Raw genomic sequence first — 21776 nt, 5'->3', positions numbered from 1 at the left:
TCACCCAAAAGTGCCTTGGTAGCTCAGCCTGGTAGAGCGAACGCCTCGTAAGCGTTAGGTCGTGGGGTCGGAGCCCACCCGAGGCTTATAATAATTTCAAAAATTTTCTATTTTTTAATATTTTATTCATCAAGTGTTTCAATATCTGTTTCTAATTCTTTTCCCAATCCTTTCCACCACTGTGTTGTCTCGTTTGCCATTTGCCCTCATAATTGCTTTTAATTCTCCTTTATAGATCTGTCGGTTGATTTAACATTGATCAATACTCTCTAATAGTTTTAAACAGAATTATTTTGTTTTTGTCTTAATTTTTTACGATAAATTATAATTGCTAGTGCCCCTGCAGCACAACCAAAAAATACCGGCCATCGCAATTCGTTTCCAATCATACCTATAGAAGAATAAATCGTCCCACCAATTAATCCAAATCCGATCAGCTCAAGAATTTTTATCATTATTTTTCTATATCCAAGTTAAATCAAAAAGATATATGGTTTTGTAAATCATACTGTATATGGACAAATATCTCTTGGTTGTTATGATATTTTTAATTGTCACAATTCCTATAGCGTTTATCTCGCCTACCACTGGTAAAATGTATGACCAACCCCTTATTCCATTATTTTATACTGCAATTGCAGGAATATCTATAATTGTAATTTATAGCTCATATAAAGAAAGAAAGCAAAAACAAAAAGATAAGTTAAATCGAAGATCTAAAAAATAAACTTAGAGTTCTAATCCAAAGGATTCTGCAATGCCTGCAAACTTTGCATAAGATTCCAAGTACTGTCTTCCTTTTTCAGTTATTACAAATGTATTCTTATTGTCGAATTCTATCTTATTGATTAATCCAGAACCTGTTAAATTTTCTAAGAATTTTGATAATCTAGAATGTGATAAATTTGCCTTTGTTAGTAATGATGTTGTTTTAATACCCTCTTGACCAGATTGCTGTGTGACCGTCAAAAGATCTGCTACTATCTGCATGCTTGTCCTATAGGAAACCATATGGTTATAGGTATAAAACCGAGATATAAGGGTATTACCATTAATTCAGATCAGATAAATACGCTCTAATCTGCTTTTTGTTATATTGACATCATCTATTCCATGGTTTGATAATTTTATGGGTGTAGCCTATCGTTATTATGATCTCCGAATGAATATCGTTCCTTTATTTAGTGATAGAAAAGAAGCTTCAACTATTTGGCATGATACCGTACATTGGTGGTTAGATTCAACGATCAAGATTAGATTTGTTAAGATCGATGATGAATATTGGATAATTATTGGTTCAGATTCTCAGCACCCAGAATCAAATATGTCTTTTTTTAAAGTATTACAAAAATCAGAAAATTATGAACGATTCAAGAAGGGACATGGTGGTGAAGCATATTTGAGATTTGGAATTTACACAAAGAAATCTCGTAAGGATGTAAAAAATGACGCGTTATGTGATTGTGGACATGCAGCAGAAGATCATGATGAAGGTGATGGTGATGTATGCTTATACAACGATTGTAATTGTAAAACATTTTCAAGTTTTCAAGTAAATCTACTAAAAAGAAAAAAAACAATCACTAACATTGTATTTCTTGAAGAAAAAGATGTCAAAGAAGATCCACTTGCTTGGAATTGTCTTTATGTTAACAAATATTCAAAATCAGACTAGTCTTTTTCCTTATTTACTCGAACATGATCTCCTGGGTAATGCTTATCGATCTTCTTTGAATAACAATCACCGCAAATAGGACCTTTAATTCCCCATTCTTCCATGGGGTTAAAACGTAAAGATATTTTGCTATTGCAAATTGTACATTTTTCTTTGGTTCCCAAATCAATTACGCTCTCTTTGATCTATATAAAAAAGATTCTAGAATCTATTTGAAAAATCATGTTAAATAATACTGGTTTATATGAATTCTAGGTAGGTAGTCTGACCAGTGTAAACCTCCTGCAAATTTTTACTTGGTTAGACTTCTACCTTCTTAAAATCTAAAACAAGTTATTTGCAAGTTTTTTCAAGGCTAAGATTTCTTCTTCCTCTTGCCTTATTTTTTTATCTACTACTCTAAGCATTGAATCATTCCATACATGTTGTGAGAAGAAATTGTGTTTTGTATTTGCTAACTCTATTTCATCATCTACTACTGTATCTTCTAAAAATTTTGTCACAACCACATCTGCAATTTTCAGAATTCTAGAATTTAGTTTAAAACTACGAAATATTGGTTCCATTCTTCTCACATCACTCTTGAAATCTCCTTTAGTTTCTAGAATTTTTTTATGTAAAATTCTAAAATAAACTCCGACATAAAATAAAGTTGCATATCTTTTTGTTTTATGACCTCCTTGTTTTCCATACTTCAATGTCTTTTTTGCATATTCTTTTACTAAATATGGATATAATAAAATTCTATAATCATCTTTTAGATTATCGTTGAACACATCATCATACTTACTTCCTCTCGGAAGAAATTGAGCTGGAGAACTATATGCTTCTGTAGGTCTTTGTTCGATTCCAGCAACTAGAGCTTGTATGGCATCTTTTGCAACAATGACTTTTTTGTGATTATCTGGAAGATATTCATTATATAGAGAATCTCCTTGATATTCTGATTGTTTTGATTTTGATTTTGTATCAAACGATCCTGCTTGAATCTCATAAAAATACCCGCAATTTTTTAATTGCGATTTAATAGATTTATGAAAATCCATTAGTGATACAAGATCTTTTCCTCTAACTGAATTCTGTGAATTTCTATATTTTGTAATGTTGTTCTGTTCTTGCTCATCATCGGCTTTGATTATTGTAACTGTCATAGAACCATCCATGTTTTTTGTTCTCTTTGAATGATCAAGAATTGAATTCGAAGTCTGTGCACCATTTACAATTTGTGGCGCATGAAGTTCTATGAGATTATCTCCTAATTCTTCAAAATCACTAACTACAATTGTAATTCCATTGTTATAATAAAAAAATTTTCCTGGATTACTTTGAAGTGTTTCTCTCAATCCTTTGTTTACTGTTGTTTTAAATTGCATCCATTGTCTTATGTTTGATTCAAACACATAATCTCTGTTTTTGCTAACAAATTCAGTTAATTCTCTTAGTTTTAAAATTCCTAAAATTGTATTTTCATGTCTAAGCATTCTTTCTAATTTAATAGATGATTTTTTTCCAGCAGCCGGTTTTTTTATTCGCTCCCATAATTTTTGAACAATTTTTTCAATATCTATTATTTCAATTATATCATCTTGATACTCTACTTTTTGATCTGTCACATAACAGCATTTTATTTTTAGATTTTTTTCTTTGATCTTTGTAACTAACTGAGCTAATTCAGGCCTCATTTTTGAAACATCTTTTCCAAGTAAACGTTTTGCATCTTCTTTGAATTTTGCAATTGCTTCAAATGAATGTGAAGTCCCATACTTTGATTGAAATAGACGAATAGTATTATCTGAAAAATCTACTGGTAAGTATGCATCAATGCCGAGATCATTTGCACCATCTACAATTGCATCTGCAGCATCATCTTCTGTGGCCTCAAAAACTCGTGTAAGTACCCATTGAAGAAAATTATTGCCTTTTTCTACCTCGCTTTTTGAATCTTCTGCATATTCTTGTATGCTTACTCTTACATTTTCTGAAAATCCTTCTAATGGTAAACTAGAATTTTTATGAGCTAAAAGTGTATGGGAACCTGGTATGTATTCTAATAAGCTATTTCCGTTTTGAGCCAATTGTTATATCAATTATGTTATATATTTAGAGAATTTGGTAATTACATAATAACTCCGATCAATATGTGATGTAATTTGAAGAAAAAAATAATACCCTTAGCCTCCATTTTTGTGATAATTATAGTGGTAATTGGCATCGCATTAATACCTCAAAATGATAATTACGTTCAAACCACGGACGACTCAAAACCCATACTCAAAGCTGATGTTATCATGCCAACAAAAGTCTCCCGTCCTGGATGTGAAAAAACTGATTCTTGTTACATTCCGTCAAAAATTTCAATAAAATCTGGTGACTCAGTTACATGGTTAAACGAAGATGCAGCATTTCATAGTGTCACTTCTGGTTATTATGGAAATCAAAGTGGACTTTTTGATAGTGAATATTTAGATCCTGAGGAATCTTTTACATTTATTTTCAAAAATCCTGGTGTCTATGATTATTTTTGTACATTACATCCATGGATGAAAGGACAAGTAATTGCTAATTGACAATAAAAGGTACCCGAGGGAGTCGAACCCCCTTGTATAAGCTTTGCAGGCTCACGCATAACCGTTCTGCCAGAGTACCGTTTTGAAAAACATGAATTGAATAATTAAACTCTTTAGATTAAAATCAGATAAATGGTTTTGATGCAAGTTTGATGTCTTCGGCTTTAATCGTTTTTCTTCCTGCATGTAAAGCCATATCTACTGCACTTTTTGCAATTTTGTTAGCCAATTCTTCAATTATCCCTCGTAGTTCTTCTGCTGATTCATCACTAACCCTCTCCGCACCTGATTTTTTTAAAATTCTATACATTGCTGAAATGCCCAATTCTGATGATTTCATTAACCTTCATTTTCTTTTTTCCGATAAAAGATTATGAGTTAAAAAATATCACTAAGGAATCGATTTATACAGACTATTTTCAAAGTTGAGGCAATGGCTTGGCTATATGATTCTCATATTCATTTAACTGATCCATATTATCAAAATGATCTGGATTATATTATTCGGGGCATGGAAAATATGAAAATTCAAGCTTGCTGCGTCTCAATGGATACTATAACATCCCAAAAAACATTGGAGCTTGGAAACAAGAGTAATCTTATCTTGCCCTTTATTGGTATTCATCCTGAACGTATCGATGATGATTTAGAATTAATGATAAATCTAATTACTGAAAACCAACAAAATATTTCAGGTATTGGAGAAATTGGATTAGATCCTACATATGTCAAATCTGATGAAGACAATAAAAACCAAATCTACTTTTTTGAAACCTTTCTATCCCTTGCAGAAAAATTCAAAAAACCAATTTCTATTCATTCTAGAAAAAGTTTAGATCAGATTTTTTCTATAATGACTTCTTATAATACTACACATGCATTACTTCATTGGTTTGATGGAAGTAAAAAGCAGCTTCAAAAAGCAATGGATATGGGTTTTTTTGTTTCATATGGACCTGTAACGATTTATGCCAATGATAAACAAGCACTGTTATCTCAAACACTGGAAAACAAAATTCTAGTTGAAACTGACGGTCCTGTAAAATTCTCAAGGTGTTTTGAAATGAAATCTGGTCAGATTAGTTTCATACCAAGTGTTGTGTTTTGTGCCTCCAAAGTACTTGGTAAATCATATGATGAAATGGCTATGTTATTGGAAGCAAATACCAAATCATTCCTTCGAATATAGGTATAAAAAACCCCTATTCAATACACGAGGAGTGGATAGAATTAAGCGACTTTCATACGAAGTATTAGATGAGCACAAACAAAAATTTGGAGAAGATTTTGCTGATAACAAAAAAATCTTAGATCAAATAGCTATAATTCGTTCTAAAGGATTAAAAAATGAAATTGCAGGCTATATTACTAAATTTATCAAAAAAGAAATTCGTGACGAAAAAATAAAACAGTCTCAAATTGAATCTTCTAAAGTCGAAAATTACACATTACAAGAAAAAATTTCAGATGATGACTCTAATGAAGAACAAGTTATTGAAATTGTCTCAGAACCAAAAAGCACCGCTACTGAAGAATAACTCTTAGCAAAACAGAAAATTAATCACTAGCATTTTTGATGATATCTATATGATCATGATTAAGCTTGTAGGAGGTGCAAAAAAGTCATTTTTAACCGATGAGATAAAAATTGATAAATCTGATATAACTATTCAAGAACTCCTTGATTTATTACTAAATCTAAAACCAACAAATACTCCTAATCTTGATGTTGAAAATATTTTGATAGCAATTAACGGTGTTGATTCTTCTGCAATGGATGGCAAAAATACAGAAATTAAAAACAACGATGTAGTAAGTATAATTCCTATAATTCATGGTGGTTCGTCTAAAAGACTATTTTTCAATATATCAAATAAATTAATTCAAGTCGTTGAAATTAAAGGCAAAGATGATCTTACAGTTACTTTTGTTGATAATCTAAGGAAAAAATTTCCTAGCGTAAAACTTCAGGCGGTGTCCAGCAATTTTGTTTTAAACAGATATCATCTTCAAAAAATTATTTCATTATCTGTTTATTCTGAGAAGAATGATATTTTACTTTCAAATAAATTTGAAATGGATATTTTGATGCGCTTTGCTATTTCATCTCAAATTTCTACCGCAATTAATTCTGCTGGAATGAAACCAAAACAAAACTTTATGTTAATTGCGCTTGGAAATAGAAAAATATTAGACAAGCTTTACAATGAGATTGAAATTATTTCAATTCCGTTATTTTCAAAAGATCATACATCATTTTTAAAAAAATATTATAAAATAACAGATAAACAACTTGATACAGTCATCTCAAAAAATCCTCTTGAAGATATATTGATCGAAAAAGCAGCAATTTTACTCTGACATACTTCTTTTTGTTTTTTCTACGCTCAAAATATCTGTTTTTTTGACTATGGCAATTCCTGTTTTATTTCCCAAAATTTCAATTAATATGATTTTGTCTGGAAATTCTAATGATACTTTATTTTTAACTTTATTTGCTATTCTTGAAATTAACTCCTGACTTGAAATGTCTGAATTTCTTTTTTCAATTGATATTCGGTATGAATCATGAGAAGAAATTAATTTAATTAAATCTGAAATTCCTTCTTCAATACTTTCAATCTTTGTTTCTGTAATTTTTTGAATTGGAATAATTCTTAAAGAATATCTAATACACCATGGTTCATCTAATATCATTTCTTTGATTTTATTTACTACATCAATTGGGTCTAGTTTTGTTTCCGCAGTCAATATCCCAGACATGTTTGTAATGATTATCTTTGGTTCTGAATCTCCTATCTTATCTAAAATATTTGATATTTCTTGTTTAGTTTCTAATTCTAAATGTCTGGCACACGTGATTATTAAATTCAAAGTATTTTCAGGATCTCCCCTTGTGTTAAAACTATATGTTTGTGAATTCTCAATTGGTTTACTATCATTCTTTCTTTAATTATTCATTTACATTTGAATAAGTTTTTTAATTGACTGAATTTTCTTATCATAGATATGTCTAGTCCATCGTCAGAATATGAGGACAATGAATTTCAAGATGATTTTGATGATGATTTAGAGGAATTTGAAGAAATTGAAGACTAGATAGTTAATCCAAAGTTATCTGCAAAAGATGTGAATGTATAATACGCTTGAAGAAATTCTCGTCCGGATTGACTAATTCTATATTTATTTGAACCAGTTGTCCCATCTTGTTCTAATAATCCTTGAGATACAAGTGTCTTTAAAATTCTGGAAATTCTTGAATGTGAGACATTAGCTTTTCTAATGAGATAAGTTACTGAGGCTCCATCTTCATCTTGTAGGTCATCACGTGTGGTGGCAAGTATGTCGCCAATAATTTTCATATGTGTTCTGTACTCTGTCATTACTATCCCTGTATACATTAATTGCATAATTTCTATGAGAGTCAGTTGATATTTTGCAATATACTAAAAAGATAAAAGAATTTGACAAATTTTGATTTTGAAAGTAATTTGAGCCTAATACTTGTTAATCCAGATCATCGAATTTTATCTTGGTTAGTGGGATTTTGCTTACTGGAATAAACAATGCAATTAGACCTCCAATCTTGATTGCCATAGAAATTGAGTACAAAATAGATTCTGGAAATACAAATGAATACCATCCTAAAAACTCTCCAAGAGCTAATAGTGCTAATCCCACAGCTACGGATATTGCTCCTTTGTTTTTGTTTTCAAAATATGATAACATTGTTTCAATTGCACCATAAGCCAATAAAATAAATGAAATAGATCTAAAGATGTGTTCTATTTGTACAGATGACACTAAAAATAACGGAAAAATTCCAACTGATCTAAAGTATCTTGATTTTGGAAAAAATGATTTAATGCTATGTGAAAATGCTATAAAGAAATATCCTATTGTTTGAATAACAATTCCTAGAGTTTGAATCCATCTTTCTATGTTTCCTGATTTTGTTATAAAATCTTCCACCATATATCCTGCCCATATTACAAAAAATCCTGCACTTATTGAAAAAAATGCAATTGTTAATCGAAATAATGTAGGGCTACCGGTATTTCTAAATCCAATTAGTGACATTATCCCTATTGCAAGTCCCACTAAAAATCCAATTAAATTTAATATGTTTTCTAGTAGAAATTCCAATGATGATTAACAATTCATCAATCTAATTATTTTAATCTGCTGAATGATTTTACCATGTGGTTAATCCCATTCATCTAATGACCCTGCAGCCTGACCTTCAGTACTACCTGTATAGTCACCAAGAATATCCGAATACGTTGGTTCGTTATGAGCAATAAATTTAACATATTCACCATAACTCATATCTAAATCACAGTTATCACATTTTACAAAAGAAAAATCCATTGATAATTCTGCATTTTTCTTGCATTTTGGACATTTTATTTTCACAACTAATTCTGCATTTGTTATTTATTATTACTTTACATTCGTAAAATGCCTATCTGATGGTTTTCACTTGATAAAAGATAAAAGGAGTTCTATTTTGTTAGAATCTATGAGTCGAGCTTGTACAAAATGTAAGAATTCCATCCCAGATACAGAACAACTTGATATGGTTGCTGAAAAATATCCAGTTTGCAACAAGTGTTGGGCTGAATGGAAGGAATACCGTGTAATGGTAATGAATGAAATGAGATTAGACATGTCCATGCCAGATCATAGAAAACTGTTAAAAAAACACGAAAAAATCTTTGCAGGCGTACTTACTCCTGAAGGAGAAATTGTAGATTATACCAATGAAGATAATAGAAAACCTGACAAGCCACCTGGTGCTTAAAAATTCAGGTGTGTTTTAGCATTATCTGGTATAATTAGCATTAATTTTCTTTTATCTTCAACATCTAGTTCACTTACTATCTTCTTAATTGATTGGACAAGAATTTCTTTTTCCTCGTTCTTTAGCGTCAGGAAAATCTCTAGTATTCCATCTAGATTAAACTCAATTAATTTCTGAGGTGATTTTGAGACCTCATTGATGTACCCTGAAAATAATCCATTTCTTTGTTCTTCAGGTAGTGTAGTTAGAATTTCTAGCCACGTCTTGAATAGTTTAGCAAAATTTGGAAACGGAATTGTAGGCCCAGCTTCAAGTGCGTTATTTATGATCTCCATTTTTTCTGCATCACTCATTGAAAAAAATTCAACCATTCTTTTTTTCAAAACAGGTATTCTGAGAAAATCTGGAAGATTTGCTAAAATTACTATGATATTTCCTGCATAATTAGGTCCTGCCAACGATCAACTCTATTTTTAATTGAATATTAAATCATCTGACAACACTTTAGCTTAAATAAACGAAATTTGAGTTCGAGAATATGTCTTCTACTGTTGTTGTTGGTGGATTTTTTGGTGATGAAGGTAAAGGAAAAATTATCTCATATTTGGCAATAAAAGATAACCCAAAAATTATTGTCAGGGGTGGAGCAGGTCCAAATGCAGGTCATACAATTAGAGATGGTGATAAAACATACAAAGTCAGAATGTTGCCAAGCGGATTTTTAAATAAAACTGCAAAAGTAATGATTGGCCCAGGTGTTGTAATTAATCCAAGTGTTTTATTAAAAGAGATTCAAGATTTTGGTGCATCTGGTCGTGCATTTATTGATAAACACTGTGGAATTATTGAAGAAAGTCATCTTCTCCGTGATTCTAAAGGAGAATTAAAAGAAAAAATTGGTAGTACTGGTTCTGGTACAGGACCTGCAAATGCAGATAGAGCTATGAGAATTTTAAAACTTGCAAAAGATATTGATTCATTATCTTCATTGATTGTGGATGTTCCTGAAGAAATTAACACTGCCCTTTCTTTAAATCAAAATGTTCTAGTTGAAGGAACACAGGGAACTTTCTTATCTTTATGGCATGGGACATATCCTTTTGTAACTTCAAAAGACGTTACTGCATCTGGAATATGCGCTGATGTTGGGCTCGGACCAAAAAAAGTCGATGAAGTAATTGTTGTTTTCAAAGCATACGTTACACGTGTCGGTACTGGACCATTATCAAAAGAACTTTCTCTTGAAGAAGCTGAAAGAAAAGGTTGGTCTGAATTTGGAACTGTAACTGGACGACAGAGACGGGCAGCTGATTTTGATTTTGACTTAGCTAGGCGTGCAATCATGCTTAATAGTGCAACACAAATCTCTATTACAAAATTAGATGTTCTATTTCCAAATTGTGCAGGTAAAACATCATTTGAGGAACTTTCTACTGATGCTCAATCATTCATAAAAAATATTGAAGAAAAATTAAACACGCCTGTAACTATAATTGGAACAGGACCAAATGTCAATGAAATTATTGATAGAAGAAAATAGCCTGAAAAATTTTAGGGTAAGTTTAATTTAGTATTACACAAAAATTATTTGTGGAAAAATTAATTGTGGATAAATTACCTCGTTACATCGAGGTTTCTTCTACGTTAGAATTTTCTAGGCTTGTTTGTGCACTTGAGCGTGCACCACGTGTATCATTTCTTCATGAGCATAATGGAAAAAAAGTTTTATCAGTTCAAATGGATATACTAAAAGAAAAACCAATTGTGTATTACACGCCATTTGAGAATGATGGTCACTACATCTGTTATGGATTAAAAGGTGGAAAAGAGGAATCTGATATTGTAAATTCTACATCTGATGCAAGCAAGCTATATTCTCCAATCGTTAGAATAAAATCACTTCCTGATGCATTAAAACCTGGAAATGGAACTGCTGACAGATATTTGCCAATTGAGCTTGAAGATCTATCTAGTCTTGCAAAGCTTACTTGGGGTTTTGAAGAAATTCCATTTCCGCTGTTTTTATTTCCACATGCAAATAAATGGCTAGTTGGAGTTTTTATGAATTTTAATGAAGAAGGTGCATCTTATTTTTGTCATGTTGTTCTTGATTCAGATCCTGGAAAACCATTTTTAAAATTCACCACTAATAATGGATCTGAACCTTCTTTTGTTGATAATCCTTCTGAACATGGTTATTCTTACATCAAAATTATAAAACTAAAAGAGACGCATCCCTTAGTTGATTATGGCCACCTTCAAAACTAGACTTTCTCAGATATCCAAAAAGAATGGCAAAATTATTCTTGCTAATGATTATGATTCATCTGAAAAAAATTTAACTACTAAAACAATACAAAATATCAAAACATTATATCCATATCTCTGTGGAATAAAATTAAACTTTCATTTATTATTGCCATTAAGTTTTAAAGAAATTTCTAAAATAAATAAAACTGCACATAACTATGGATTGCAAACAATTGCTGACATTAAACTAAACGATATAGGTAATACAAATAAAGTCACAACTGAGCATCTTTGGAATTTGGGTTTTGATGCAGTAATCGCCAACCCAATTATGGGATTAGATAGTCTAAAACAACTAGTGAAATCGTCTCACAAGGAAAACAAGGGAGTAATTACATTATGTCATATGAGCGCACCTGAAGCAAAACTATCATACGATATGGAAATCAAGATGGGTAAATCGCAGAAATTATATCAATTATTTTTGGATTGGGCAATTACCTCAAAGGTTGATGGAATTGTAGTCGGGGCAACATTTCCAGAAATTATTCAATATTGTCACAAAAAAGCAGGCTCTAAATTAGATATTTTTTCGCCAGGAATTGGTACTCAGGGTGGAAGTGCAAAAAATGTGCTCTCTGCAGGTACTGACTATCTTATCATTGGTCGAACTATAATCAATGATAAAAATCCTGTATCTGTTTCTAAAGAATTACAACTGCAAAGTTTTTCCAAGTAGTTCTTTTGATTTAGTTAAAATTGATTTTGCATTGTCAAACGTTGTTTTTTCCATCGCAGTTTCATAATCTGCCCAAATATAATCAAGGTGTTCATGAGAAATTATAACTTGTTCTGTTTTTGTTTCTGCTAAGAAAAAAACAACTTTCTTATTTACTAATTCCCCATGATATTGAAAATTATATTTTATCCATTCTTCAAAATCATCTAAAAATACAATATCTGTAATTCCTGTCTCTTCTCGAGTTTCTCGTATTGCTGTCTGATGAGTTGTTTCGCCCTCTTCCATTTTTCCTTTGACAAAATCCCAATGTCCAGATGGATAATTTAATAATAAAAATAAAATTTTTGAATTTTCTCTTCTAAATATTACTACTCCTGCAGAAGTTTCTTCAATCATTTCAATACTCTCCCAATTATTTACCTAATCTTCGTTTTCTTTCTTGAAATGTTCTGATGGCTCTCATCAAATCAATTTTCCTAAACTCTGGCCAAAATATGTCCATGAAAATTAATTCGCTATATGCACTTTGCCACATTAAAAATCCGCTCAATCTTTTTTCTCCCGATGTTCTTAAAATCATATCTGGTGATGATTGTGGTAAATGAGATGTGTATAAATTAGATTCAATTTCTTTTTTAGTTATATCCTTTACATCAATTGAGCCATCTTTGATCTTTTCAGCTATTTTTTTAACAGCATCAACTAGCTCATTTTGTCCTCCATATGCTAGTGCAATATTTAGGAAGTGGTTATCATAATTTTTTGTTGCATCATCTAATCGTTTTAAAACATCTTTAATTGAATCTGGTAATAGTTCAATTCTTCCAATTCCTTTAACTCTCATTTTGTTTTTATGAATTCTTGAATCATTGTACAGTTTTTCTAATCTAATTCGAATTAATTCATAAAGATGACTTAATTCTTCATCGTCTCGATCTAAATTTTCTGCTGAAAGTGCATACAAAGTAATTATTTTTATGTCAAATTCCTCACACCAGTCCAGAAGATTTTCTACTGCATCAGCTCCTTTCCAATGTCCTGTTTTAGGAATAGTGAGATGTCTTTTTGCCCATCGTCTATTTCCATCTAAAATTAAAGCAAGATGATTTGGGATATCACCGCCACGTATTTCAGTTTCAAGCCTTTTTGAATATATTCTATATAATCCTGATAATTGAAATACGGTATCTTTTATTTTATTAATTTCCAATCACCATTCATGATCAATAACCCTAGATGATATCAGTGTTTTTCAGGAATAAAGATATTGTAAAGAATTTCTTACTTTTTTAGTCTACGATCATTTCTTGATGTTTGTGTTTTCTATATTTTCTAAATAGAATTGTGGCTGATACTAACGTAGCAGCTAGTCCTGCTAGTAATGGTGGCACTAGTGTGATTGATTGAACGTCACCGTTCATCATTATGAGGATAAATTGTGATGTTATAGGGTATAACGCTGCAAGAACTACGATTCTTAAAATATCTGTAATTTGTCTTGGAACTCCCCCAATCCAATTGCTAAGTAATATTCCTGCAAAAATTGCTCCAAGACCCATCCATAGAATTGGTAAAGCTCCTGTGATGAATTGACCAATTATTATTTTATCGGTAACTATTCTGAGTATTTCTGTCTCATCACCTAACACTTCTGGATCAATAGAGCTTATTCCAGTTGGAATGGATGATAAAATCAACAATATGCCAGCGACCATTGTAAAAATTCTGATAAAACCCATCGGCGTAGGTCTTGTCAAGTTAGACCATGCTTTATCTACGTCAAATGCTCTAATTAGAAATGAAATACCTAAAATACTAACTAACACTGCAAATATTTCTTCAGTATATCCAAATACTGTTGCAATTCCGCCAATTAGCAAAAGTATGCCTGGAACTCCTAAGAAAAATTTAGAATACTTTGAATCATATGCTAACATTTTTAGATATTTTCCAAAAACTGCATAGGAATATTCTACACTTCTACTTACTTTCATCACAACTCTTTGTACTGAAACTACTGGCAATACATTTTGAATAACTGGAATTACACTCTCATCGTCTTCTCCATCGGATACAATAACTGCTCCATTCGCAGAAAATATTTCTAATATTTTTTTAATTTCTTTAAGGATTTTTTCATCAGCTTGAACTCCTCTTTCTTTTACTCCTGCAACAATTACAACTTCTACTTGGTAACCCTTACTGATTAAATCTTCATATGTTTTAATTGCTGCAAACATTGAATTTGAATCTGCATCTTCAGGATCTTCCAATGCTAATCTCTGTGCAGCATCAATACAGGCATCTCTTCCAATTATTGGAGTAGTTATGCCTGCTTTTTCGCCTACATCATTGTCTCTATCTACACAAATTACTAGTAACTTGTTTGAAGTTGAAGCATTGACATCTTTTTCTATGTCGGATCTCTGAGACATTCTTTTTCTAATCGTTGAATTGCTTTTTAACGATTTCCAACTTTTATAAATATGATAATTATGTTTTGAGCCTAACTATGGTCTTAACTCGTCTGATTTTTTGATTAATTCTTGTATTTCTAATCTTAATGATTCAATATTTTGTAAAGTTTCAGCATCTATTTGACCAACTTTTAGCATATTTGCTGCAACCTTAGTTTCTATAATATATTCATTAAATTTTTTCATAGCTTCCATATAGGTAATGTAGCTATTTTGCCATTCTTCTGTTGGTTTTGATGTTACAAACTCACTAATTTGAGCTGTAACTTGCGAAGTCGTTACTTCTGTTATTGAGATATACTCATCTGGAGAAGTATTTCCATCTAAAAGATTCTGAAATTCAGTTTCTATAGATTCTTGTAATACTTGATGAATTTTCTTTACTCCTTCAAGATAGTTTTCATAGTCTGAAACGACCAAAGTTGCTGGATTTTCTTGAGGTACAATCCAAAGGAGAAAACTGGCAGCTGTAATTGATGCTAAAATGATAATAGTGATTATAATTCCTTTTTTAGATGCCATTTTTTATTCTAGAATCATGGTGTTTATAACTGGTAAACCTTTCAAAATTTCGTCTAATGTTGAATAAATAGTAAAAAAAATCCATTCATATATAATTATTATGATAAATATTAAAAAAATTACAATATTTCTTATTATTTTTTATAATCTTTGATTATTGATGTGTAAGAAAATTTACGCCCATCTAGTCTATAGTTAAATAATTTTCACAGGCTCTTCCTAAATACCACCACGTGAGACATTTTTCATAATGGTAGAAGCATATTGCGTAAAATGCAGAGCTAAAAGACAAGTAAAGGATCCCAAAGAAACTAAACTAAAAAATGGACGCCCTGCTGTAAAAGGCACTTGTCCAACATGTGGAACTAACGTCTTCCGAATAGGAAAGATGTAGGCCAACAAAATCCACACGATTTCTCTTTTTCAAAAACCAATATAGGGTACAGTATACACAAATTTTCAGTGGCTAAATCAGATTACGAAACATTGCTTAAGAGAATTCAAGATAAACTAGGCGATTCTAAAAAAGTATCTACTACTAGATTTGAGCTTCCTGTCGTGGATGTTATGTGGGAAGGCCAAAAAACATTTCTGCGTAATTTTTCAGAATTTCCTAAAGTACTTCGTCGGGATCCTGATAAAGTCTTACAATATCTTTCTAAAGAATTTGCAGTTCCAGCTGAACGCTTAGGTGACAAGGCTATGTTTGTTGGGAGAAGAGCTCCTGACGACTTTACACGTCTTTTCCAAATTTATGTTAAAGATTATCTTGAGTGTCATACTTGCAAAAGTCCTGATACAAAAATACTAAAAGAAAATAGGATCTCTTTTTTGATTTGTGAAGCTTGCGGTGCTAAATCTACTCTAAAAGGTAAATATGCGTAATGCGATTCTCAGTTAAAACTACTGAATATCAAAAAAATTTAATGTTAAATATATGCGATGCAGAACTTCTTGGAAAAAGTATATCCGAAAATGAGTTGACCATGAAAATTAGTGAGAGCTATTATGGTAATGAAATAATTGAAATTGATGAAGCTAAAAAATTGCTAGAAAGTTCAAATATAATTAATATGGTTGGCAAAGATACTATCTCTCTTTCTTTAGAACTTGGAATTGGTTCTGAAAATGGAGTAAAAAAAATTTCTGGAGTGCCTTTTTTGATCGTTTTTAAAATGTAAATTCATTCAATGAAAAACTATGAAGTTATTTTATCTATCACCATCTAGTATATTTTTTAAATCAAATTCACTAAAGGAAATCTCTTTTATCTAGTAAGTGTGATGATATTCATTGTCCGATGATCTAATGTCTGATGATTTGTTATATGATGATCTAAGTAGAAAACTAGAATCTAAAGTTGATCATAAATTAACTTCAAAATCAAAAAGAGGAGGATTAGACGATGGATTCAAAAAAGGTAAAGTGATCAACGAAGTCTTAGACAAACCAACTGTTATGACATTATACAAAATGATCACAGATCATGTTATTGCATATGTTAATGGTCCTGTAAGTGCAGGAAAAGAGTCAGTTCTATTTTGGGCTGTTGATGAAAAAAATAATGATGTTGCATTAAAAATTTATTTGATTAGTGCTTCAAATTTTAAGAAACGTGAACAATACATTACGGGTGATCCAAGATTTTCAAAAATAAAAAGAGGAACAAAAAACCTGATTTATTTATGGGCAAAAAAAGAATATCGAAATTTAACACAGGCTTACAAATGTGGAATTCCTGTCCCAAGGCCTCTTTATTTATCAAATAATGTTCTTGCTTTAGATTTTATTGGCGAGCACGGTTCACCCGCAAAAATTCTACTTGAATCAGAAGTTGATGAAACTGATTATGCCCAATCAATTTCTATAATTACCAGACTTTATCAAAAGGCACAATTAGTTCATGGCGATTATTCAGAATATAATATTTTTAAAACTCCTAATGGGTTGGTTCTTTTTGATCTCGGGTCTGCAGTTGATCTTAGGCATCCTAATGCTCAAGAATTTCTTAAAAGAGACATTAATAATATAACAAGATTCTTTTCAAAAAGAGGAATTTCAGTTGAAGATCCAATTAAAATATTTGAGGATATCATAGGATGAGTTTTGAAAAAATACTTAGAATTCCAAATGAACGTATAGCCGTATTAATTGGCAAATCCGGTTCAGTAAAATCTAAGATTGAACAGCTATGTTATGTTACTTTAGATATCGATGGTGAATCAGGTGAAGTTTTTATCAAATCTAACGGTGATGTTGAAAGTATTCAACCTTTCAAAGCTATGGAGATAGTAACTGCAATAGGTAGAGGTTTTTCTCCTGATAATGCAATGAGTTTACTAAAGGGTGAAAATGCATTACACGTGATAGATTTGAGGGAGTTTGCCGGAAAATCAAATGCAAATATTGAAAGGATAAAAGGGAGAATTATAGGAGAAGGCGGTAAGGCAAGAAAAAACATGGAAAATTTAACTGGGACTCATATTTCTGTATATGGAAAAACTGTTTCAATAATTGGAGATACTAGTAAACTAAAATTGGTTGTAGATGCAATATCCTCAATATCAAATGGTAGTATACATGGTGCCGTTTACAACAAATTAGAAGCAGCAAATAGAAAAAGTAAACAAGAAAAAATGCAACTATGGGAAAATCAAGATGTCTTCTATTAAAGAAAAATTTAATCAGATCTCACCAAGTGAGTTTTTTTATAGAAATAGGGATTTAGCCGGATTTAGCAATCCTACTAGATCACTTTATACCGCTGTAAGGGAGTTTGTAGAAAACTCTTTAGATGCATGTGATCAAAAAGGAATCTTTCCTGATGTCCATCTTTCAATAAAGGCTGTTGATCCAGACGCTCCGGATCCTAAACCATACATCTTAACTGTAAAAGACAATGGTCCTGGAATAGAATCTAAACATGTTCCATTAGCCTTTGGAACTGTACTTTATGGCTCTAAATTTGGATTAAAACAGGCACGAGGAATGTTTGGTCTAGGAGCTACAATGGCGATTCTATATGGACAAATTACCACAAACAAACCGGTTTATGTTAAAAGTTCCACTGATGGAAAAATTCAGGACGAGTTTGAATTGTTGTTGGATATTCAAAAAAATAAACCTGTGATTTTAAAACATAATACCAAAGAAGTAACAAAAAGGGGTCTTTCTGTCAGTATTTGTCTTGAAGGCGATTATGCAAAAGCAGGTTCAAAAATTAAAGATTATGTTTATGAAACCTCTTTGATTACGCCATATGCAACAATAACTTTTGATGATCCTAAAGGAGAAAAATTCCATTACTCTAAAATTGTAAATGAGATGCCACCTGCACCGACAATTATTAGACCTCATGCACATGGTATTGATGTTGAAACAATTAGACGTATGATGGTTGAATCTCAATTCGAAATTCCAAACATTGATGATATAATGATTGAAAAAGTTAGGAAAGATTTGGGACTGGCAAAAAAAAATCTCACCTTTACTGGAATTATGGATAAAGCAGCAAAACGTTGGAAAACTCTTTCCAGACCTGTAAGAGTTGTTATTTCTTTGATGTCCTTTCTTGAAATGGATTTTGATAAACTTAGTAAAGTTAGAATTGATGATATTGATGTACCAAATAAAAAATTATACTATTGGGATTTTGGTGATTCACAAGCAAAAACAATTGATCTTGATTCTGATAATCCTTACTATAAACAATTAACTGGCACGGTTCAGGGTGAAACACTAACTGCATTTTTGACTAAACGATTTCAACGAATAGGGCCTTCAACTGCTGTAAAGTTTGCAGAGTTTGCAGGTTTCAAACCTGAAAAACGGATGGGATCATTGACAAATGAAGAACTTGTAAAACTAAGTGATTCATTACAGAAATTTGAGGATTTTCTTTCACCTGATCCTAGCTGTTTAGCTCCCCTAGGGGAAGAACCCCTTGAGAAAGGTATGAAGAAATTCTTCAAACCTGATTTCTGCGCAGTGGTTCAGCGTCCAGCATCTGCCTATTCTGGTTTTCCCTTTGTTGTGGAGATGGGTATTGCTTACGGTGGTGAAATTAAACCAGGTGGACCACATGTTTACCGTTATGCTAATCGAATTCCATTACTTTATGATGAAGGAAGCGATGTAGTTCTCAAAGTTGTAAATGATACCGATTGGAGTAGGTATAAAGTCAAAGGTGATCCTCCTTTTGTTATAGTATCTCATATTTGTTCAACTAGAATACCTTACAAAACAGTTGGAAAAGAAAATGTTGCTGATAGACAAGAAATAGAACGTGAATTAAGATTAGGTTTACAATTTCTTTCTAGAAAACTTGCAGCATACATGTCAAAACGTGGTCAAGCCGAGATGGCAAAAAAAAGAGCAAATCTATATGCAAAGTATCTGCCCCTTATTTCGCAATTTTGTACAGAACTTTCCGGAAAGACTAAAGAACCAAATTATAAGAAATTATTAGAAGAGGAGATTACAGTTGACGACAAATAAAATTAAAGATCGTAAGCAAAAAGCAAAAGTAAAACAGCAGAATATTATCGATGCCCTAAAAGATCATGGTGCTAAAGTTTATGGTGACTTAGATAACGGACAATTTCCAAAATTTTCAATACCTAGCAGATCAGTCAGTAATATTGTTTATGATAAAAAACTTAGACAATATATCTTAGGAAACTCTGCTGCTGTTAGAAGTTCTAGAAACTCATCTCAATTAAGATCATTTACACAATTAATGTGGTTGGCATTTTTTGCTAACCGATTAACACAAGAAAAAAAATCATCTACGTTAAGAGATGTGTATTATTCATCTCAAGCATTCGCAATTGAATTTGAAGATCAATCTGAATCTGATAACATTATAGTTGATCTCGAAGCCGTATTATCAAAACCCCGAGAAGATTTTCATATTTTTCCTGAAGAGAGAAGCTCAATTTTTGGAGATTTGAATATAGAATACACTATTCCTGGATACGAAGGAAAAAAAATGAATCTTTCAAACCATCCTGATGGATATGCCATTGGTCCAAGTCTTACTACTGCCGAATTATTAGATACAAGTGCTGAAATCGTAATTGCCATTGAAAAAGGTGGTTTGTTTACAAGATTTGTTGAAGAACAAGTTGATAAGAAATTCAAATCTATTATCATTAATACTGGAGGACAAGCTCCTCGTTCTACTAGAACTCTTTTAAAGAGACTTCATGATGAATTAGGACTACCAGTAATTATTCTGACCGATGGTGATGTGTATGGAGAACATATTGCAATGGTAATAAAATCTGGTTCAGCAAATGCTGCACATCTTCGAGAACTCACTGTTCCTGATGCAAAATGGGTAGGTGTATGGGCTACTGATATTGAAAAATTCAAACTTCCTACAATCCCAATGACTGAATCAGACATTAAACGATGCTATGATTTACAAACTGATCCAAGATATCAAGAAGGTATTTGGAAAAAAGAACTGGATGTATTTCTTAAAATTAAAAGAAAAGCTGAATTAGAAGCATTTTCAAAATATGGTTTGACAAACATTACTGATAAATATCTTCCACAAAAATTAGAACTTGCAAAAAGTTTGTAGTTATTTTATTCTTAGTGTAAGTACGCCGTTTCTATATTTGAAATCCTGAATTTGCATTTCATTTGATCCTGTTATTGGAACTTCTTTTGAAAATCCTCCAGAACCGCGAATATACAATACGCCGTCAATTAGTCTAACTGATATCTTGTCTTCTGGACCAGGAACTTCTGATACAAATACAAAATCTGCATCTCCTTTGATCAAATCATAGACCCAATTTTTAGTTTCTTGTTCCCTAGCATTGTATACTGGTTTTTGATCCTTAGTCATTTTCTTTAGAACATGAATCCAATAAAACATTGTAATTGCCGCAGCTCCAATTAGGATAAAACTAACAAAACCTGAACCTGCTCTTTGGGTCATTATGTAAATAATTCCTAAAAACAAAATTACCATTATTGGAATTACAAAGTTTAACGATTGTTCATTTGAATATGTTCCCTTATAACTTGCCAAGTAACTCAATTTGACTCTGACCAAATATAAAGTATCTTTGGTTTTTATTACCATTTTTTGAAAATTGTTTATGTCTAATGATAATAAAACCAGTAAACTTACTATGAAAGAGATTATTTTGAAAGGCTCAATTATTGCTGTAATTGTCACAGTTCCATCAATTACAACTTTTGCAATATCTTGGTTTATTCTTGATAATTTGATGCAAGCTGCAATAATAGGCGGTGTAATTCATTTTATTGCTATGGGATTCTCACTAAAAATATCAAAGAAACTATTGGTAAAAAGGGAATCAAAATAATTCTTTATTTGCTTAGATTTTATTTTAAAAATGATGGAAATTTCTAGAGTAGAAAAGGATCTAATTTCAGAAATAAAACTAGTTCCATTACAAGCTAAAGTATTTCTCTTAATTACATGTCATGGAAAAATGACTCCTACAACTATTGCAGAAAAACTAAATATTTCAACTGAGGATGCTTTGAAAACTGCTAAGGAACTAATGACATTGGGTGCTTTCATAGATATTTCTGAAACCGAGTTTGAGGCAATGCATCCTAGATTTACTGCTGTAAACATGTATAGAAAATTCTGTGAACGTGAAAATATCGAATTTAAGAGAAATAAGATTGTTGACAATATAGGTGTGGTTCTAGAAAAATCATATGATGATGCAAGAACTAAATAATCCTA

34 protein-coding genes and 1 tRNA gene are annotated in these 21776 nt (G+C 31.5%); 20 read left to right on the top strand and 15 right to left on the bottom strand.

All coding sequences use genetic code 11. The features are described 5' to 3' along the window. Positions 1-12 precede the first annotated feature (12 nt). Positions 13-86, top strand: a tRNA-Thr gene (locus tag MY1_RS07320). A 192-nt stretch (positions 87-278) separates the two neighbouring features. Here MY1_RS07320 and MY1_RS09945 read toward each other — a convergent pair. Continuing rightward, the gene (locus MY1_RS09945; protein ID WP_007551290.1) at positions 279-455 is read right to left on the bottom strand and encodes a hypothetical protein; all 177 of its coding nucleotides are present in this window, start codon (positions 453-455) and stop codon (positions 279-281) included. A gap of 59 nt (positions 456-514) precedes the next feature. Between MY1_RS09945 and MY1_RS07315 the strand changes: the two genes are divergently transcribed. Beyond that, positions 515-727, top strand: a complete 213-nt coding sequence (locus tag MY1_RS07315) for a hypothetical protein (RefSeq protein ID WP_048110015.1) — start codon at positions 515-517, stop codon at positions 725-727. Positions 728-729: 2 nt separating this feature from the next. Here MY1_RS07315 and MY1_RS07310 read toward each other — a convergent pair whose 3' ends face one another. After that, complete coding sequence (locus MY1_RS07310) at positions 730-1011, bottom strand: winged helix-turn-helix domain-containing protein (RefSeq protein ID WP_237698822.1); 282 nt, start codon at positions 1009-1011, stop codon at positions 730-732. Between the two features lie 118 nt (positions 1012-1129). Here MY1_RS07310 and MY1_RS07305 point away from each other — a divergent pair, with 118 nt between their 5' ends. Then, entirely contained in the window at positions 1130-1675 is a 546-nt protein-coding gene (locus MY1_RS07305; protein WP_192805794.1) for a hypothetical protein, read from the top strand. Here the strand turns inward: MY1_RS07305 and MY1_RS09940 are convergent. Next, the gene (locus MY1_RS09940) at positions 1672-1839 is read right to left on the bottom strand and encodes a hypothetical protein (RefSeq protein ID WP_007551286.1); all 168 of its coding nucleotides are present in this window, start codon (positions 1837-1839) and stop codon (positions 1672-1674) included. The two genes, MY1_RS07305 and MY1_RS09940, sit on opposite strands and share 4 nt — an antisense overlap. A gap of 159 nt (positions 1840-1998) precedes the next feature. Beyond that, a complete protein-coding gene (locus MY1_RS07300; RefSeq protein ID WP_007551285.1) occupies positions 1999-3750 on the bottom strand; it encodes an AIPR family protein in 1752 nt (583 codons plus the stop codon). A gap of 75 nt (positions 3751-3825) precedes the next feature. Between MY1_RS07300 and MY1_RS07295 the strand changes: the two genes are divergently transcribed. Further along, entirely contained in the window at positions 3826-4242 is a 417-nt protein-coding gene (locus MY1_RS07295) for a cupredoxin domain-containing protein (RefSeq protein ID WP_048110010.1), read from the top strand. Between the two features lie 124 nt (positions 4243-4366). Here the strand turns inward: MY1_RS07295 and MY1_RS07290 are convergent, their stop codons facing one another. Further along, a complete protein-coding gene (locus MY1_RS07290) occupies positions 4367-4582 on the bottom strand; it encodes a histone family protein (protein ID WP_007551282.1) in 216 nt (71 codons plus the stop codon). Between the two features lie 93 nt (positions 4583-4675). On the opposite strand from MY1_RS07290, the gene MY1_RS07285 reads away from it, so the two are divergent. From MY1_RS07285 to cgi121, 3 genes are read left to right on the top strand one after another with little or no spacing between them, the layout of a single operon-like run. Further along, the gene (locus tag MY1_RS07285; RefSeq protein WP_048110008.1) at positions 4676-5431 is read left to right on the top strand and encodes a TatD family hydrolase; all 756 of its coding nucleotides are present in this window, start codon (positions 4676-4678) and stop codon (positions 5429-5431) included. A 31-nt stretch (positions 5432-5462) separates the two neighbouring features. Then, entirely contained in the window at positions 5463-5780 is a 318-nt protein-coding gene (locus MY1_RS07280; RefSeq protein ID WP_007551279.1) for a hypothetical protein, read from the top strand. Positions 5781-5829: 49 nt separating this feature from the next. Further along, complete coding sequence (cgi121, locus tag MY1_RS07275; protein ID WP_007551278.1) at positions 5830-6603, top strand: KEOPS complex subunit Cgi121; 774 nt, start codon at positions 5830-5832, stop codon at positions 6601-6603. On the opposite strand, the gene MY1_RS07270 is transcribed toward cgi121, so the two are convergent. The 4 genes from MY1_RS07270 to MY1_RS07255 all read right to left on the bottom strand — a co-directional run bounded on the left by MY1_RS07270 (position 6595) and on the right by MY1_RS07255 (position 8658). Continuing rightward, positions 6595-7116, bottom strand: a complete 522-nt coding sequence (locus MY1_RS07270; protein WP_007551277.1) for a THUMP domain-containing protein — start codon at positions 7114-7116, stop codon at positions 6595-6597. The two genes, cgi121 and MY1_RS07270, sit on opposite strands and share 9 nt — an antisense overlap. A 221-nt stretch (positions 7117-7337) precedes the next feature. Continuing rightward, positions 7338-7625 carry a winged helix-turn-helix domain-containing protein gene (locus tag MY1_RS07265; RefSeq protein ID WP_007551274.1) on the bottom strand — a complete coding sequence of 96 codons (288 nt, stop codon included), beginning with the start codon at positions 7623-7625 and terminating at the stop codon, positions 7338-7340. Positions 7626-7749: 124 nt separating this feature from the next. Next, the gene (locus MY1_RS07260) at positions 7750-8388 is read right to left on the bottom strand and encodes a hypothetical protein (protein ID WP_048110005.1); all 639 of its coding nucleotides are present in this window, start codon (positions 8386-8388) and stop codon (positions 7750-7752) included. Positions 8389-8448: 60 nt separating this feature from the next. Next, positions 8449-8658: a hypothetical protein gene (locus MY1_RS07255; protein ID WP_007551272.1), complete on the bottom strand. Its 210-nt coding sequence runs from the start codon at positions 8656-8658 to the stop codon at positions 8449-8451. Between the two features lie 106 nt (positions 8659-8764). Between MY1_RS07255 and MY1_RS07250 the strand changes: the two genes are divergently transcribed. Beyond that, positions 8765-9046: a Fe(2+)-trafficking protein gene (locus tag MY1_RS07250; RefSeq protein ID WP_048110517.1), complete on the top strand. Its 282-nt coding sequence runs from the start codon at positions 8765-8767 to the stop codon at positions 9044-9046. Here MY1_RS07250 and MY1_RS07245 read toward each other — a convergent pair. Beyond that, positions 9043-9504 carry a hypothetical protein gene (locus MY1_RS07245; protein ID WP_007551270.1) on the bottom strand — a complete coding sequence of 154 codons (462 nt, stop codon included), beginning with the start codon at positions 9502-9504 and terminating at the stop codon, positions 9043-9045. The genes MY1_RS07250 and MY1_RS07245 overlap by 4 nt on opposite strands. Before the next feature lie 80 nt (positions 9505-9584). On the opposite strand from MY1_RS07245, the gene MY1_RS07240 reads away from it, so the two are divergent. The 3 genes from MY1_RS07240 to MY1_RS07230 are packed head-to-tail and all read left to right on the top strand — an operon-like array spanning position 9585 to position 12035. After that, positions 9585-10586, top strand: a complete 1002-nt coding sequence (locus tag MY1_RS07240) for an adenylosuccinate synthetase (protein WP_007551269.1) — start codon at positions 9585-9587, stop codon at positions 10584-10586. A gap of 50 nt (positions 10587-10636) precedes the next feature. Then, entirely contained in the window at positions 10637-11314 is a 678-nt protein-coding gene (locus MY1_RS07235) for a hypothetical protein (RefSeq protein WP_048110003.1), read from the top strand. Continuing rightward, positions 11295-12035 carry an orotidine 5'-phosphate decarboxylase gene (locus MY1_RS07230; RefSeq protein ID WP_007551267.1) on the top strand — a complete coding sequence of 247 codons (741 nt, stop codon included), beginning with the start codon at positions 11295-11297 and terminating at the stop codon, positions 12033-12035. Before MY1_RS07235 ends, MY1_RS07230 begins: the two co-directional genes overlap by 20 nt. Here the strand turns inward: MY1_RS07230 and MY1_RS07225 are convergent. From MY1_RS07225 to MY1_RS07210, 4 genes are all read right to left on the bottom strand, one after another. Further along, positions 12009-12434, bottom strand: a complete 426-nt coding sequence (locus MY1_RS07225; protein WP_007551266.1) for a bis(5'-nucleosyl)-tetraphosphatase — start codon at positions 12432-12434, stop codon at positions 12009-12011. The genes MY1_RS07230 and MY1_RS07225 overlap by 27 nt on opposite strands. Positions 12435-12450: 16 nt before the next feature. Further along, on the bottom strand, positions 12451-13248 hold the full coding sequence (gene uppS, locus MY1_RS07220; RefSeq protein WP_007551264.1) for a polyprenyl diphosphate synthase: 798 nt from the start codon (positions 13246-13248) through the stop codon (positions 12451-12453). Positions 13249-13327: 79 nt separating this feature from the next. Beyond that, positions 13328-14473 (bottom strand): DUF373 family protein, encoded by a 1146-nt coding sequence (locus tag MY1_RS07215; RefSeq protein WP_007551263.1) that lies wholly within the window; start codon positions 14471-14473, stop codon positions 13328-13330. Positions 14474-14548: 75 nt separating this feature from the next. Next, on the bottom strand, positions 14549-15037 hold the full coding sequence (locus MY1_RS07210; protein ID WP_007551262.1) for a hypothetical protein: 489 nt from the start codon (positions 15035-15037) through the stop codon (positions 14549-14551). A 250-nt stretch (positions 15038-15287) separates the two neighbouring features. On the opposite strand from MY1_RS07210, the gene MY1_RS09935 reads away from it, so the two are divergent. The 7 genes from MY1_RS09935 to MY1_RS07180 all read left to right on the top strand — a co-directional run bounded on the left by MY1_RS09935 (position 15288) and on the right by MY1_RS07180 (position 20627). Then, positions 15288-15431, top strand: a complete 144-nt coding sequence (locus MY1_RS09935; RefSeq protein WP_007551261.1) for a DUF5679 domain-containing protein — start codon at positions 15288-15290, stop codon at positions 15429-15431. 68 nt (positions 15432-15499) lie between these two features. Beyond that, positions 15500-15922, top strand: a complete 423-nt coding sequence (locus MY1_RS07205; protein WP_048110000.1) for a translation initiation factor IF-2 — start codon at positions 15500-15502, stop codon at positions 15920-15922. Further along, positions 15922-16218: a DUF424 domain-containing protein gene (locus tag MY1_RS07200; protein ID WP_048109998.1), complete on the top strand. Its 297-nt coding sequence runs from the start codon at positions 15922-15924 to the stop codon at positions 16216-16218. The genes MY1_RS07205 and MY1_RS07200 overlap by 1 nt, the downstream gene beginning before the upstream one ends. A gap of 112 nt (positions 16219-16330) precedes the next feature. After that, positions 16331-17140 (top strand): serine protein kinase RIO, encoded by an 810-nt coding sequence (locus MY1_RS07195; RefSeq protein WP_007551257.1) that lies wholly within the window; start codon positions 16331-16333, stop codon positions 17138-17140. Next, positions 17137-17709: a KH domain-containing protein gene (locus tag MY1_RS07190; protein ID WP_007551256.1), complete on the top strand. Its 573-nt coding sequence runs from the start codon at positions 17137-17139 to the stop codon at positions 17707-17709. Before MY1_RS07195 ends, MY1_RS07190 begins: the two co-directional genes overlap by 4 nt. After that, positions 17696-19534, top strand: a complete 1839-nt coding sequence (locus MY1_RS07185; RefSeq protein ID WP_007551255.1) for a DNA topoisomerase VI subunit B — start codon at positions 17696-17698, stop codon at positions 19532-19534. The genes MY1_RS07190 and MY1_RS07185 overlap by 14 nt, the downstream gene beginning before the upstream one ends. Then, on the top strand, positions 19521-20627 hold the full coding sequence (locus MY1_RS07180; RefSeq protein WP_007551254.1) for a DNA topoisomerase IV subunit A: 1107 nt from the start codon (positions 19521-19523) through the stop codon (positions 20625-20627). Before MY1_RS07185 ends, MY1_RS07180 begins: the two co-directional genes overlap by 14 nt. Here the strand turns inward: MY1_RS07180 and MY1_RS07175 are convergent, their stop codons facing one another. Further along, positions 20628-21083, bottom strand: coding sequence for an Hsp20/alpha crystallin family protein (locus MY1_RS07175; protein WP_007551253.1), 456 nt, complete (start codon positions 21081-21083; stop codon positions 20628-20630). 70 nt (positions 21084-21153) lie between these two features. Here MY1_RS07175 and MY1_RS07170 point away from each other — a divergent pair, with 70 nt between their 5' ends. Together MY1_RS07170 and MY1_RS07165 are read left to right on the top strand one after the other, a co-directional pair. Further along, positions 21154-21384: a hypothetical protein gene (locus MY1_RS07170; RefSeq protein ID WP_007551252.1), complete on the top strand. Its 231-nt coding sequence runs from the start codon at positions 21154-21156 to the stop codon at positions 21382-21384. A gap of 33 nt (positions 21385-21417) precedes the next feature. Then, complete coding sequence (locus MY1_RS07165; RefSeq protein WP_048110511.1) at positions 21418-21771, top strand: hypothetical protein; 354 nt, start codon at positions 21418-21420, stop codon at positions 21769-21771. Positions 21772-21776 lie beyond the last annotated feature (5 nt).

Source organism: Nitrosarchaeum koreense MY1 (assembly GCF_000220175.1).
Classification (GTDB): Archaea; Thermoproteota; Nitrososphaeria; order Nitrososphaerales; family Nitrosopumilaceae; genus Nitrosarchaeum; species Nitrosarchaeum koreense.
The sequence above is the reverse complement of the archived record's forward strand: the minus strand, read 5'-3'. Positions and strand labels throughout refer to the sequence as shown.

Excerpts from the sequence above, each read along its gene's own strand:
- MY1_RS07230 (WP_007551267.1), top strand. The coding sequence starts at position 11,295 with ATGGCCACCTTCAAAACTAGACTTTCTCAGATATCCAAAAAGAATGGC.
- MY1_RS07310 (WP_237698822.1), bottom strand. The coding sequence starts at position 1,011 with ATGGTTTCCTATAGGACAAGCATGCAGATAGTAGCAGATCTTTTGACG.
- MY1_RS07225 (WP_007551266.1), bottom strand. The coding sequence starts at position 12,434 with ATGATTGAAGAAACTTCTGCAGGAGTAGTAATATTTAGAAGAGAAAAT.
- MY1_RS07170 (WP_007551252.1), top strand. The coding sequence starts at position 21,154 with ATGTCTAATGATAATAAAACCAGTAAACTTACTATGAAAGAGATTATT.
- MY1_RS07185 (WP_007551255.1), top strand. The coding sequence starts at position 17,696 with ATGTCTTCTATTAAAGAAAAATTTAATCAGATCTCACCAAGTGAGTTT.
- MY1_RS07200 (WP_048109998.1), top strand. The coding sequence starts at position 15,922 with ATGCGATTCTCAGTTAAAACTACTGAATATCAAAAAAATTTAATGTTA.
- cgi121 (WP_007551278.1), top strand. The coding sequence starts at position 5,830 with ATGATCATGATTAAGCTTGTAGGAGGTGCAAAAAAGTCATTTTTAACC.
- MY1_RS09935 (WP_007551261.1), top strand. The coding sequence starts at position 15,288 with ATGGTAGAAGCATATTGCGTAAAATGCAGAGCTAAAAGACAAGTAAAG.
- MY1_RS07285 (WP_048110008.1), top strand. The coding sequence starts at position 4,676 with ATGGCTTGGCTATATGATTCTCATATTCATTTAACTGATCCATATTAT.
- MY1_RS07250 (WP_048110517.1), top strand. The coding sequence starts at position 8,765 with ATGAGTCGAGCTTGTACAAAATGTAAGAATTCCATCCCAGATACAGAA.
- MY1_RS09945 (WP_007551290.1), bottom strand. The coding sequence starts at position 455 with ATGATAAAAATTCTTGAGCTGATCGGATTTGGATTAATTGGTGGGACG.
- MY1_RS07210 (WP_007551262.1), bottom strand. The coding sequence starts at position 15,037 with ATGGCATCTAAAAAAGGAATTATAATCACTATTATCATTTTAGCATCA.
- MY1_RS07290 (WP_007551282.1), bottom strand. The coding sequence starts at position 4,582 with ATGAAATCATCAGAATTGGGCATTTCAGCAATGTATAGAATTTTAAAA.
- MY1_RS07190 (WP_007551256.1), top strand. The coding sequence starts at position 17,137 with ATGAGTTTTGAAAAAATACTTAGAATTCCAAATGAACGTATAGCCGTA.
- MY1_RS07265 (WP_007551274.1), bottom strand. The coding sequence starts at position 7,625 with ATGACAGAGTACAGAACACATATGAAAATTATTGGCGACATACTTGCC.
- MY1_RS07165 (WP_048110511.1), top strand. The coding sequence starts at position 21,418 with ATGGAAATTTCTAGAGTAGAAAAGGATCTAATTTCAGAAATAAAACTA.
- MY1_RS07240 (WP_007551269.1), top strand. The coding sequence starts at position 9,585 with ATGTCTTCTACTGTTGTTGTTGGTGGATTTTTTGGTGATGAAGGTAAA.
- MY1_RS07315 (WP_048110015.1), top strand. The coding sequence starts at position 515 with ATGGACAAATATCTCTTGGTTGTTATGATATTTTTAATTGTCACAATT.
- MY1_RS07215 (WP_007551263.1), bottom strand. The coding sequence starts at position 14,473 with ATGTCTCAGAGATCCGACATAGAAAAAGATGTCAATGCTTCAACTTCA.
- MY1_RS07305 (WP_192805794.1), top strand. The coding sequence starts at position 1,130 with ATGGGTGTAGCCTATCGTTATTATGATCTCCGAATGAATATCGTTCCT.